Annotated in this window: 13 protein-coding genes; 5 read left to right on the forward strand and 8 right to left on the reverse strand. The window is 59.8% G+C overall.

What is annotated here, in order from left to right; translation table 11 throughout:
- Positions 1-163: 163 nt before the first annotated feature.
- The 5 genes from V1293_RS19750 (at position 164) to V1293_RS19770 (ending at position 6,768) form a co-directional block, all read left to right on the forward strand.
- Positions 164-811, forward strand: coding sequence for a cyclic nucleotide-binding domain-containing protein (locus V1293_RS19750; protein WP_334511518.1), 648 nt, complete (start codon positions 164-166; stop codon positions 809-811).
- Positions 812-1,174: 363 nt separating this feature from the next.
- Positions 1,175-2,020 (forward strand): HD domain-containing protein, encoded by an 846-nt coding sequence (locus V1293_RS19755; RefSeq protein WP_334511519.1) that lies wholly within the window; start codon positions 1,175-1,177, stop codon positions 2,018-2,020.
- A gap of 365 nt (positions 2,021-2,385) precedes the next feature.
- The gene (locus tag V1293_RS19760) at positions 2,386-3,306 is read left to right on the forward strand and encodes a tyrosine-type recombinase/integrase (RefSeq protein WP_334508877.1); all 921 of its coding nucleotides are present in this window, start codon (positions 2,386-2,388) and stop codon (positions 3,304-3,306) included.
- A 12-nt stretch (positions 3,307-3,318) separates the two neighbouring features.
- The gene (locus V1293_RS19765; protein WP_334508880.1) at positions 3,319-4,539 is read left to right on the forward strand and encodes an IS91 family transposase; all 1,221 of its coding nucleotides are present in this window, start codon (positions 3,319-3,321) and stop codon (positions 4,537-4,539) included.
- Between the two features lie 432 nt (positions 4,540-4,971).
- Positions 4,972-6,768: an adenylate/guanylate cyclase domain-containing protein gene (locus tag V1293_RS19770; protein WP_334511520.1), complete on the forward strand. Its 1,797-nt coding sequence runs from the start codon at positions 4,972-4,974 to the stop codon at positions 6,766-6,768.
- A 227-nt stretch (positions 6,769-6,995) separates the two neighbouring features.
- Here V1293_RS19770 and V1293_RS19775 read toward each other — a convergent pair whose 3' ends face one another.
- The 8 genes from V1293_RS19775 to V1293_RS19810 all read right to left on the reverse strand — a co-directional run bounded on the left by V1293_RS19775 (position 6,996) and on the right by V1293_RS19810 (position 12,495).
- A complete protein-coding gene (locus V1293_RS19775; RefSeq protein WP_334511521.1) occupies positions 6,996-7,346 on the reverse strand; it encodes a hypothetical protein in 351 nt (116 codons plus the stop codon).
- Positions 7,343-7,864, reverse strand: coding sequence for a hypothetical protein (locus tag V1293_RS19780; protein ID WP_334511522.1), 522 nt, complete (start codon positions 7,862-7,864; stop codon positions 7,343-7,345). Before V1293_RS19780 ends, V1293_RS19775 begins: the two co-directional genes overlap by 4 nt.
- Positions 7,825-8,082, reverse strand: coding sequence for a molybdopterin-dependent oxidoreductase (locus V1293_RS19785; RefSeq protein WP_334511524.1), 258 nt, complete (start codon positions 8,080-8,082; stop codon positions 7,825-7,827). Before V1293_RS19785 ends, V1293_RS19780 begins: the two co-directional genes overlap by 40 nt.
- A gap of 119 nt (positions 8,083-8,201) precedes the next feature.
- Complete coding sequence (locus V1293_RS19790; RefSeq protein ID WP_334511525.1) at positions 8,202-8,471, reverse strand: hypothetical protein; 270 nt, start codon at positions 8,469-8,471, stop codon at positions 8,202-8,204.
- Positions 8,472-9,006: 535 nt separating this feature from the next.
- Entirely contained in the window at positions 9,007-10,332 is a 1,326-nt protein-coding gene (locus V1293_RS19795; RefSeq protein ID WP_334511526.1) for a TAXI family TRAP transporter solute-binding subunit, read from the reverse strand.
- A gap of 82 nt (positions 10,333-10,414) precedes the next feature.
- Entirely contained in the window at positions 10,415-11,362 is a 948-nt protein-coding gene (locus V1293_RS19800; protein WP_334511527.1) for a hypothetical protein, read from the reverse strand.
- Positions 11,363-11,651: 289 nt separating this feature from the next.
- Positions 11,652-11,969 (reverse strand): hypothetical protein, encoded by a 318-nt coding sequence (locus V1293_RS19805; protein ID WP_334511528.1) that lies wholly within the window; start codon positions 11,967-11,969, stop codon positions 11,652-11,654.
- A gap of 346 nt (positions 11,970-12,315) precedes the next feature.
- Positions 12,316-12,495, reverse strand: coding sequence for a hypothetical protein (locus V1293_RS19810; protein WP_334511529.1), 180 nt, complete (start codon positions 12,493-12,495; stop codon positions 12,316-12,318).
- Positions 12,496-12,696 lie beyond the last annotated feature (201 nt).

Below are 12,696 nucleotides of genomic sequence, written 5' to 3' on the forward strand. Positions count from 1 at the left end.
GTTCAGCACCGATATGACAGTAAACCAATTAGAGCGGGTAAATGCCGAAACCACTCTCAAGGTAGAAGATTGCCGCTATTGATCTTGCCCAAATGGTAATTATTCGACTTCGATTATCGGTATCCGACGAATAGATGACAGCTTTGCGCGGGGGGAATATCCGATGAACTCGAGCAGTGCAGATTTTTCGACGATACTAAACCGCATTCTTGATACGGCGGCGGACAATCTCAGGATCGCAAAGATTCTGGTTCAGATGGGTCTCGATCCCAACAGCATCACCTACGACGCACTATTCAATCGGCTGCTGGAAATTGTGCTGGCCAACATCACGCTTGCCAACATGTTCGCTCTGGTTGGCGCCATCTTTCTTGTCGCTACCTTGCTGATGCATACAATGGTGCCGCTGCGCATCGCGAACATGGCCGGCTGTACATTCTTCGTCGCCTTTGGCGCGCTCTCCGGAAACGTCGCGACTTTTATCCTGTATCTGCTGTTGCTGCCGATCAATGCAATTCGCCTCCGCCAAATGCTCAATCTGATCAAGAGGGCACGTATCGCGACGGAGGGCGATACCTCATTGGAATGGCTCAAACCTTTCATGACCGAGCGCAAATATCGCCAGGGCGATAAATTGTGCAAGAAGGATGATGCGGCCACCGAGATGTTCTTGACGGTCACAGGAAAGTTTTTGGTCAGGGAAATCGACGTCGAACTTCCGCCGGGACGTCTGATGGGCGAGAGCTTGGTTTCCTTACTCCCAATAAACGGCGAACCGCGACCGTCGAATGCATTGAAGACGGGCAAGTGATGACTATAACTTATGATAGGCTGCTCGAAATCTACTTTCAAAATCCGCAATTCGGGTATTACTTTCTCGTGCTGACCAGCCAGCGCTTGCTGGAGAACATCTCGCGGCTAGAGGGAATTGTTGCACAGGAAAAAGCCGCGCGGCAGACTCCAGCCACGGATGACATAGCCTAACCCTTTGCGCTTGATGTCCCGGTAACAGGACATCCCGACGCAGTGCGGGTCTCGCGAGGCGACGATGTCCCGTGGGTCATTCGCGACGTTTCGACCAGAGGCCGATCACCTTGGGAGCCTACAGACCGACGCTTTTCGCCTTCCAGATTCTTCGCAAAATGATAACATCTTGCCGTCCTGGAGATGGTCGGTGAAGACGATCACGGCATTAGCAGCCAAGAAGTTGGGCAAATTTCTCGCCAAAGATTTCCGTCGCGTTTTTGGTCCAGCACAGGACGATATGGCTGAGCGTTTAGGCTCCTTTGCGCGCAGTACCATTGAATGTCTGGCCAGAAGCGATGCTCTTTACCACAATTACGAGCACACTCTACAGGTCACGATGGTCGGACGTGAAATTCTAGCGGGAATGACACTTTCACAAAGAATAGAACCCACTGATTACAGCCATCTGATCGTCGCTTGCCTATTGCACGATATCGGCTATGTGCGTGGCGTTCTGAGCGGTGACACGGAAACCGAGTTCGTGGTGGACGGGAGCGGAAAGACAATAACGCTTTCTCGCGGCGCATCAGATGCAGCCCTCTCGCCTTATCACGTCGATCGATCGAAGCTATTTGCCTTTGAACGTCTCGGAAATTCACCGATCCTCGACGCACCCCGTATAGCAGCCGCAATTGAAATGACGCGTTTTCCAGCACGTCTAGATCGCTCGAACGCTGATGAGGGCATAGAACCAAAACTAGTCCAAGCTGCCGACCTCATTGGACAGCTTGGGGATCCAATGTATTCGCGAAAGGCCAATGCGCTCTATAGCGAGTTTGAAGAGATCGGAAAAAACCGTCAGCTTGGATATGCGTCGCCAGCTGATATTATTGATAAATATCCCACCTTTTTCTGGAACAGCGTTTCAACGCACATCGAGGACGGTCTAAGATATCTGAATATGACGGTTTCCGGCCGACAATGGATAGCTAACCTGCATCATCACCTCCTATGTGCGGAGCATGCCCATCGCTTCATGGGACCTCAGCGTTGACAAATCAAAATTGACGCTTTGCGACCCTTCGATCAACTTACTATGGTACGGTCTGCTTTAGAGGTGGAGGTCTTATTCCCGCAGCCCAATTCGCCATTTTAGCGGGCCAGGGGATCCCCTTTGGGTCAATCATGCCATCCTGACGGTAGGCCGATTACTTCCGACCTACCCCGATAAGCGGACCAGTTCAGCGTTCGTCGGCATGTCCCAAATGTGCCAATGCACTAAATCGCTGCGCGATAGCCCGCTGCGCGGGGAGCCCGACCGCGAGCACGGTAGCCGGGGTCAAGATCGTCGATAGCGCGCGGGTCGCCCTGTCTTGAAGATCGAGGTGTCGTCAACCTCATTCAAGACAGGAGTTTCCTATGAGTACGGATGCTGTCAGCCCGCTGCGCCAGCGCATGATCGAGGACATGAATGCGCGCAAGCTCTGTGCGGGCACGCAGAGAGGCCATATCAGCAGTTGCAAGCGGTTCGCGGCGTTTGTGAAGCAGTCCCCCGACACGGCCACACTTGAGGACATCCGCCGCTTCCAGCTGCACCTGGCCGAGACGGGCGCGAGCATCTGCAACCGCAACCGCATCATGACCGGGTTGCGGTTCTTGTTCCGCGTGACGCTGCGCCGATTGGACCTTGCGGCCGAGATCTATCATCTCCGCGAGCCTCAGAAGATCCCGCTGGTGATGAGCCAGGATGAGACGCGGCGCCTGCTGGCCGTCGCCGGCAGCCTCAAGGCCCGCCTCCTGCTCAGCCTCGGCTATGGCTGCGGGTTGCGCGCCGGCGAGGTGGTGCGGCTCAAGGTCAAGCATATCGACAGCGCGCAGAAGATCATTCGCATCGAGCAGTCCAAGGGGCGCAAGGACCGTAATGTCATGCTGTCGTCAAAGACGCTCGATCTGTTGCGGCAATGGTGGAAGGCGCGCCCATCGCGTCACGATGCGCAAACGCCCGTGCCGGAACGCTGGCTGTTTCCCGGCACCAGGGCCGGCAAGCCCATGACCACCCGCCAGCTCAACCGCCTGTTTCATGAGGCGGCCGATGCGGCCGGGATCAGGAAGGGCGTGACGCTGCACGCGCTGCGCCACAGCTTCGCGACCCACCTGCTGGAGGACGGCACCGATATCAGATTCATCCAGGCGCTGCTGGGTCACGACAAACTGGACACGACGGCGCGCTATACCCGTGTCGCCACCGGCATGATCGCGGCGATCGAAAGCCCGCTCGACCGGCTGTCGCAGCCTCGCAAGAGACCCAGGAAGAGCAGGAAGAACCCGCCGCCGGCGTAACGGCCGGGAGCTGTGTCGCGTCCAGCGCTGGAGGTCGCGGATATCTTGCGCGACCACGGGGCGGCGTGGCGGCGCGCCAATGCGGGCCACGTCAGTCTCGGCCAGCTGAAAGTCATGAGTGCGATCGAGCGCTGCCGCACGGCGGCGCTCGGCGGCCATGTGGCGCGCTGCGAGAACGAGACCTGCGCCCACACCGTCATCGCCTACAACAGCTGCCGCAACCGGCACTGCCCCAAGTGCCAGGGCGCTGCGGCCCGCGAGTGGCTGGCCGAGCGCGAGGCCGATCTCCTGCCGGTGCCGTACTTTCATGTGGTGTACACGCTGCCGGCGCAGATCGCCGACATCGCCTATCAGAACAAGGCGGTGATCTACGACCTGCTGTTCAAAGCCTCGGCGGAGACCACGCTCACGATCGCGGCCGATCCCAAGCATCTCGGCGCTCGCATCGGCTTCATGTCGGTGCTGCACACATGGGGTTCCGCGCTGACGCATCACCCGCATGTCCACATGGTCGTGCCGGGTGGTGGCCTGTCGCCGGACGGATCGAAGTGGATCGCGTGCCGACCACGCTATTTTTTGACCGTGCAGGTTCTCTCGGCGTTGTTCCGCAGGCTGTTTCTGGAGATGCTGGTCGCGGCTCACCACGCCGGCCGCCTGCAGTTCTTCGGCGAGCATGCGCGGCTCGCCGATAAGGCTGCATTCGCTGCCTATCTGACGCCACTGCGCGAGATCAATTGGGTGGTCTACGCCAAAGAGCCGTTCGCCGGGCCCAGGCAGGTGTTGCGCTATCTGTCGCGCTACACCCACCGCATCGCGATCTCCAATCGCCGGCTGCTGTCCGCCGACGAGAACGGTGTCACCTTCAAGTACAAGGACTATCGGATCGAGGGGCCCGCCCGCTACAAGGCGATGACGCTGGCGACCGACGAGTTCATCCGGCGCTTCCTGATCCACGTGCTGCCGAAGGGCTTCCATCGCATCCGACACTATGGCCTGCTCGCCAACGGCGCCCGAGCCGCAAACATTGCGCACGCGCGCCAGCTGCTCGCTCAGCCGGCGCGCCCTAAAGAACCCGAGACGCCCGAAGCCGCGATCAACGAACCCCGCGTGCTGCCGCGTCCATGCCCGTGCTGCGGCGCCCGCATGATCGTCATCGAGACTTTTGAGCGCGGCTGCGAGCCGAAGCACCGCCCCACACCGGCGCCGGCGCCGATCAGGATCGACACATCATGAGACCATCGCCGCCGATCAACGACCGCAGTGACAAGCGCCATTCTGGCCGGCTCTCAGCCGGCAGCGCCCACGCTCGCATCGCTGTGCTGGATTCACCAGCAGTCGCGCGACCAATCTTGTCGCGCGACGCGCAGATCGCTCGTTCATACCGACGCACACCCCTACGCGTGGCAGAAGCCCGATCATCGCAACCGCTCCGGTCCAGTCTTCTCAGGCCCGAGCCCGCCGCAAAATCCCCATAGCGCCCGCTGCACCGTCAGCGCCCCACCTCCCGCGATTTCGTGCCTTGGCGCTTTTCGGACGCCGGCTGTCCGAGCGTGGAGATGGTCTCGGCATGCCGGCATCCGAAAACCTGCACAATATGCGACATCAGCCTTAGTGGGCATCCGATCTGATCTGTCGTACAATCGCATCTAGGTTGGATCGTGGGCCATGGTGCAGGAGCGGCCAGTCCGGGTCGAGCGGAGGTTGTCGGCGATATTGGCCGCCGACGTAGCTGGCTACTCGCGGTTGATGCACAATGACGAAGAGGCGACCCATGCCAAACTGGCCGCGCTCCTAACCGACGCCGTCGCCCCGGCAATTGCCGAACACGGCGGCCGTGTCGTGAAGAACACCGGCGATGGGTTCTTGGCGGAGTTTCCGAGCGCGGTCCAAGCGGTTCGAGCCGCTGCGCAGTTTCAAACCCGCATCAAGGAACTTACAGTTGGTGACGCGGAAGACAGACGCATCGCTTTGCGCGTGGGCGTCAATATCGGCGACGTGATTGTCGAGCCCCACGACATCTTTGGAGATGGCGTCAACATCGCGGCCCGGCTTGAGGGGATCGCTGAGCCGGGCGGCATCTGCATCTCGTCTTCGACCTACGATCAAGTCCGAGGCAAGGTCGGGATCGAGTTCGCCGATCTTGGCGAGCAGAACCTCAAGAACATCGACCGCCCGGTGCGGGCCTATGCCCTGGTCCGGGATGAATTCAGCCTGCCGACAAAGGGCAGCAGCACGACACCCAGCCCACCTTCAGTGCCACACTTGTCCATCGTGGTTCTACCATTCGCGAACATCAGCGGCGATCCCGAGCAAGAGTACTTCGTGGATGGCGTCACAGAGAGCCTGACCACAGACTTATCGCGCATCAGCGGCGCGCTTGTGATTGCGTGTAACACAGCGTTCACGTTCAAGGGCAAAGCAATCGATGTCAAGAAGCTGGGACGTGAGCTGAACGTCCGCTATGTACTGGAGGGTTCGATGCAGCGTGGCGGCAACCGCCTCCGCGTGAACGTTCAGTTGATCGACGCCGAAACCGGCAACCACCTCTGGGCCGAGCGTTTCGACAAGCCTGTCGCCGACCTCTTCGACATGCAGGACGAAATCGTATCGAGGCTGGCCAACACGCTCGATGCGCAACTCATTGCTGCCGAAGCAAGACGCGCGGAGAGTTCGTTACATCCAGACGCCTTGGATTTGGTGTTCCAGGGCCGAGGCTGGTTCAACAAGGGCCTGATCCCCGATTACATGGCGCGGGCGCGCGGTTTTTTCGAGAAGGCGGTGGCGCTTGATCCCGAAAATGTCGAGGCCATGGTTGGTTTGGCGCGGGTCGATACGATGACTGGAGCTGCCCTTATGACCGACGACTGGTCAGCGCGGCTTGCCTCGGCCGAGGCGACTTTAACCAAAGCATTATCGCTCGCGCCGAACCACGCTGTGGCTCACATGTTGCTGGGCATCGTGCAAGTGGTCACGAAGCGCGCGGCCCAAGCCCTGGTTCAATGCGAGCACGCAACGGCTCTGGATCGCAATTTGGCCCCCGCTCATGCTGTCATCGGGGGCGCAAAGTTTTTTCTTGGTCGCGGCGAAGAAACTGAACCCCACATCAATGAGGCACTCCGCCTTTCTCCTCGCGACATTTTTGCCCATCGATGGATGGCAATCGTCGGCTTCGCCAAGGCGCAGCTCGGTGCCGATGCCGAAGCAATCGTCTGGCTGCGCCGGGCCCTCGACGCAAACCGAAACCATTCCACCGCGCATTTCGTTCTCGCGGCTGCGCTGGCGCGGCTCGGGGAGCTGGACGAAGCGCGGGCCACAGTGCAAGCGGGACTTGCGCTCGATCCGAGTTTCACCATTTGCCGCTTTCGTGATGCCACCAACGCACGGAGCGACGTTCCGACTTTCCGTGCCTGGCGCGACCGCGTGATTGAGGGCATGCGATTGGCCGGGGTACCTGAGGGCTGATGTCCGAGTTGGGTCATTTGCGTCAGTTTGGCAATGTCAGTCTCACTTCCGGTTTACCCCTAACTTCAGACATGTCGCTGCACGGCACTAACTGACGCGATGCGCGCAAAGCGGCATTGAGTTCTATTCAAAGGTGGATCAGTTTGGCTTTCGTTTGCCGAAGCTGGGCGCGAAGTAAACAATGCCGTCGGCGATTTTGAGCGGGCGCTCTGTGACATGGCAGACACTCACTTGGCAAACGGGTTTTGCCAAACTCCGCGACCCGTTGGCGCGCGCGGCGGATAGGCCGCTTCGAGATAGTTCAGCACCACGTCGCGGTCCTTGTCATCGAGCGGCGGCATGTTGTGGCGGCGGATCATCAGGTTGATCGAATCGTCCCACTGCGCGCGCGTCATGCCTTGCTGCGCTACCAGCTTGAAACCGTGGCAGGCGGTGCAGGCATAGAACGTTTCATCGCGGCCCAGACCCGCGGGGAAATCCTGCGGGCTTTCGTCGCGCGGCGTGAAGCTCGTTTGCGCCATGGCCGGCGCGATCCAAAGCGCGCCCGCCAGGGCGAACCACGCAAGACGCTGCATCATCCGACCAGCACGGCGATGCGGTGCATGGCGTTGCCGCCATAGCCTTGCGGATTCCAGAAGCCGGCCTGATGCGGCTGCATCGCGCCCTTGGAATCGATCGCGCGCGCCCAGATTTCGAAATAGCCGTCCGTCGGCAGTTTTAAGGTCGCGGTCCAGCGCTGCCAGTCATACTTGTTCTTCGGTTTTTCCAGCGTGGTCCGCTGCCAACTCGCGCCGAAATCGGTCGAGACATCCACCTGTTTGACGGTGAGATCGCCGGCCCAGGAGGCGCCGCGCAGTTTCAGCTTCTTGGTGCCGGCGCCGAACTTGGCGCCGTTCGCCGGATTGGTGATGATGGAGCGCACCGGCATCGATTCCAGAATGCGGAAATTCGCCGGATCGGCCTTGCCGCCGGGCACCATCGGCTTGATGGCGAGGCGATAGAAAAATTCCGTCATCCCGGGGCCGTCATGCTCCTTGTCGCGGATGGTGATGCGCGTCAGCCATTTCTGCGATGCCGAGCCCGCCCAGCCCGGCACGATCGGCGCACCGGCCCGCCGTGGATGTTCGGCAGCGGCTGGCCGTTCATGCTCCACACGATCATCGTGTTCGGGTCCATCGCCTTCTCGATACGCACGCCGCGCGAGAGGCTCGGCTTGCTGGCATCGCCCGACAGATGCAGGTCGGCCGCATAATGCGCGGTGTATTTCGCGCCGGGCTTCAGCCCCGCCTTCCTGAGCAGATCGGCGAGCGGCACGCCGGTCCATTCGGCGCACCCCGCCCCCCATTGGTCCACTGGTTGCCGCGCGCCGGCGGCGAAAACGCCGCGCGGCCGTTGCCGCCGCACTCCAGCACCATGCGCCGCGTCACGGCCTTTTATTTCGATTTCAGCTCCCCGAGCGTGATCTCAATCTTGTCGTTGACTTCGCCGTCGATGGCGATCTTCCAGGCGTCGGGATCCTTCGTTTCCTCGGGGATCTGCCCGTTGTTGCGAATGTAGAATCTCTCGATCGGCGTGGTGTCGTCATCGAGCAGGCTTTCCGGCGTCTCGGCCACCAGCGGCTTTTCGCCGAGCACGACGAGCCCTTCGTGCTTGCCGGGATATTTCAGGTATTGCGGTCCCCTTCTCCGGGGCGGGCGCGGCAATTGGACCCGCCTGTGCGTGTGCGCTCGGAATTCCGGCGCTGTTACCGGATAGCGGCATGGTGCTCCCAACGATCGCTCCCATCGCAGCCAAACCCGTGCTGCCCAGAAAGCCGCGACGGTTGGAGTCGAAGCTGCTCCCGCCGTTCGCGGCGTTCCGCCCGGTTTCGCGCCATGATATTCCTCCCTTTATTGCCCGGTGTTGTGGTTTTTTTGGCCGGGCTTCCGCAAGGACTCCCAAATTGGTCTGAATCGCACTTTGCGGCCTTGCTGCAAGCCCGAGGCAAGATGCCATTCGTGATCAGGACACTGCGCCAACGTCCCCGCGCTCCGGCGGATGCACCAAACATGACGGGAATCGACGCGCGAACGGGCGAGCACCGTCCCTGGGGCTCGCCGTCGACTTCGCATGAGCTCCAGCCGCCGGCTCCCCGTTCGTCTCTACCTAAGGAGTCCCGACAAACCGGCAGCGACACGTGCGTCGAGGCGGAAGATCGGGCCACAGCGGATATCTTTTCTGGTGACATTCTTGCGAAGTCTAACGTGCCGCCGCCTGTTCCGCCTTAGACTCGGCGAGAATTTTCATGAATCTGGCGAAAAGCATTTCCCGTTCTTTGGTGGAGAGCGTGTTCCGACCGGACGAAGAGGCGTTGTTCTGCATAAATTTTTCGAATGCCACCCTCAGCTCGGGAGAGGATTGGCCGAGCATGTCTGATTTGGCGGATACGGCTTGATTTCGGTGGGCGGCAAGCCATTCGGCCGCGGGCTTAAATCGCACCCAACCAGGCATTTCGGCCGAAAGATTGACTTCGCGCCACTTGGGATGCCTCGACGGGGTGTTGAATTGATCGATCTTGCCGAAAAACGCGTCGATGAATTTGGCGACCCTCTTGTACCGCGGGGAATTCTCCGGCCAATTATAGGCGACAAGCAACGCCCGGTTCGCAATGGTCGGGACAGAGGTCCCCTCGGCAATCAGGTTCGGATAGTTTTGATGGGTGATCTCTGCGGGAAGATAATTTGCGAACAAATCGCGCAGGTCATGATTTTGCAAGCTTTCCTGATCGAGCGGGAGGAAATGCACGCCGTCTTCCTTCTTCACCTTCGCCAGGGTGGCCTGCGGCGCTCCAGTGAGGATGATCATTGCCGAGATTTCTCCCGACATCAGCCTCTTAAGTGCTTCATCGTTGTCGTAGTAAGAGCGCTGCACGGGGATATTGAGGGCATTGAAAACGGTATCGGCGGTCACTTCGGTCTGGCTGTCCTTCAGGTTGAAGTTGACCTTCTTGCCCTTCAGATCGTCATAGGACGTGATTTCGTTTCGCGCGAGAACATGAAACTCGGAATTGTAGAGCTTCGTGATATATTGAACGCGCTGCTCGACATTGGCATACAGCACCGGATCCTTCTTCTTTAGGAGTCGAAGATTGTCCTCGTCGACGACAGCCATGTCCATGTTCTTGAGAAACAACACATCATTCAGGTTTTGAAGTCCGCCGACCCCAAGAACCGGCAGAACGCGCACCCCGTCCGGCCCCAAATCGTTCACGACGTTCCGGATATCCTCAGTGAACCTGGCGCACGTACATGAGATGCCGGACACCACGACCGTGACGGCGATATCGTTGGCCTGACGCTTTTTTTCATCGTAACTGACCGCCGGCTTTTGGCTTTGAGCCACCGGCTTTTGGCTTTGAGCCAAAACAGGCCCCAAGGGGACAGCTAAGGACATAAGAAACAAGAAGAACGACAGGCACACGAAGAGATTTCTAGCAGTCGCGCTGAAGATGCCCATAACTTTGCCTTTTGCTGTGATCTGCGGCCCATTAAGTGCGTGCCGCGAAGTGCGTGCCGCGTCCGACATTCGGTTAGACTCGGTGTATTCGGTTTGCGGCGAACATCCATCGGCAGTAAACCGCTTTGAAAACTGTCATACGGTGCGCCGATTATTGCCGCTTGCTTGCGAGCAGTTCGAGCCGCTGAGGCGCCTCCGCCGATCCGAACTTTTTGGCTTTCTCGTACCAGACTCGTGCCATGGCTACGTCCGGCACGAAGCCATGGACGCCCAGCTTCTCCAGAATCACTGGATCGTAAGTTCCGGCGAGCGTCATGGCGGCGCGCGCATCTCCGGCGTTAGCCGCGCGCCGCAGCACGAGGCGAGCCGCGGCGAGATCGCCGCTCGCAATCAAATCATCCGCTCGCCTGAGCGACGAGGCGATTTCATTAGGATCGAGGCGGTGGATCGCATCTCCCGGGATCATGGGCTCTCGGACAGGTGCCGGCGGCAGAGCGGCAACTGGTGCCGCGGCCGGCGGCGCTGCGGCAACCGGCGCTGGAGCGCCCGGCGGTGTGGCGGCGGGGGCGCGGCCGTCCTGTATCGCACTCTGGTAGGCCGTCGTGATCTCCTCACGCGTCGGCGCCACCGCGACCGTTGTGACGGCTCGAACGCCAGGGGTCTGATTTGCCGGCGCCGATAGCCGCGCGGTATCATTGGGATTCCTCAACTGTGTGTCATGTGCCGTCAATTGCGCGGGATCAGGCTGCACCGCTGCGTAGGACGCCGGAAGGGAAGCCGCAATTGAAGCCTTCGCGTTGACGATGATGTCGCGTGTGGCATCCGAAGAAAACATCGCGAATAGAATTGCCGCGGCCGCAGTCGCCAAAACGCCCGCCAGAATTCGTGCCGAGACGGAACGCAGGGGCGTCACGTATTCGCTCGGATCCGGCTCACCGTCGTAACCGGAAAGAAACACGGGGACGGGATCTTCCGTGTGCGAATCGGTTCGGACTGATTGTTCGAACTTGTAAAGCGCCACTCGGCGCTCGGTTAGGGTTTTGTCGTGTATATTGACGTCGGGATCGTATGGTCGATAACGCGGTGTCTGGTCCACCATGTTGACGCTCCCCAGTACTCTAACGCAACGATTGGGGCGTTGCCGGAAATTTTTCTTATTATTCTAGTTCCAGAGGCGCCCTGTTTCCGAGCACCGACTCAAGCACGTTGAATGGGTCCAAAAAGCGACCAACGGTTGAAAAAATTTGTTGTTCCCGGTATCGAGCTTACCGCAAGGTATTCGGGAATTGATTCCAGTTGACGCCCATGTGGACGCCATCGCAAGCGAGACGGCGATCTTCCTCGCGCGGGTCGCGATGGCATCGTCTGGACTGGGCAGTACAGCAGCTTCAGCCGCGCTTGGCGGCCGCGACGTAGCCGGCCGTGACCTCGTCCTTGTGGGCGGCAAAGGCCGCCAGGACTTCGGCCTTCTCGCGTTTCGGGACCTTGGCGAAGTCCAGCGTCCGTCGAAGTTCGGCTACGACCTCATCGAATTCGGCCGGGGAAATCAAGAGATGCCGATGGGCCTCCTCCAGGCCAACAGGCGTCTTGCCGGGCCTGGTGGCGGTGAACTGGAAAGGCCCACCCGAAACGTTGCAGACCCACAGCGTGCGCATGAACTTGAGACCGGGCAACCTTTTCAGGTTCTTGGTGTGCCATTCCCGCATCCTTGTTCCGTTGCCCTGCTGCACTTGCTCTGGCTCTGGCGAGTTCCCATGCAACCGCCGGGTTCACCGCGCCTCTAGCCGAGGAGGAAAAAAGTTCATCACCGTTGCCCTCTAGGGCGTGAGCCCATAAAGCTCGAGCAGCCGGCGGACGTCCGCTTTGGTGCGCATTCCGGACCCAAGTCGGACATTGCGGCACTTCCGAAAAGTGCACAATAGCCGCCGTTCATACCGATTAAGAAACGGTCCGCGCGCCTCGCCCACCGGGCAGCACAATTTACGCTTGAAAAGCCGCCGATCCAGACGGTTCTCTTTTTGCGAACAGCATTTTTCCGCTGGCATTTTGCCGTTACCGCTGGCTCCATGCTGGGGTCGGGAACCGGGGCTTGGCAGACGCGAGTTCATCGGGCCAGACCACAACCTTCTGACCGTCCTGCCATTGGACGAAGAGGCCCTTGTTGGCAATCTGATATCCCCGCTCATCCACGGCATAGTCGCTGAAGATGGTCTTGATCTTGAGCTTCAGCAATTCCTCGCGGAGCTTGTCGGAATCCAGGCTGCTTGCCGTCGGGCCGCTTCCATGAAAATCTGGCAGCCGCCATAGGCGCCCGCAGCGTGATAGCTCGGTGCTTTGTTAAACTCCTTCTGGTACGTTTCCATGAACTCCTTTGATGCCCGGGTTGGGGAGGCTCTGGAGGTAATCGGTCGGCAATCTTGACAGGCAACCACG

This window comes from Bradyrhizobium sp. AZCC 1693, assembly GCF_036924745.1.
GTDB lineage: Bacteria > Pseudomonadota > Alphaproteobacteria > Rhizobiales > Xanthobacteraceae > Bradyrhizobium.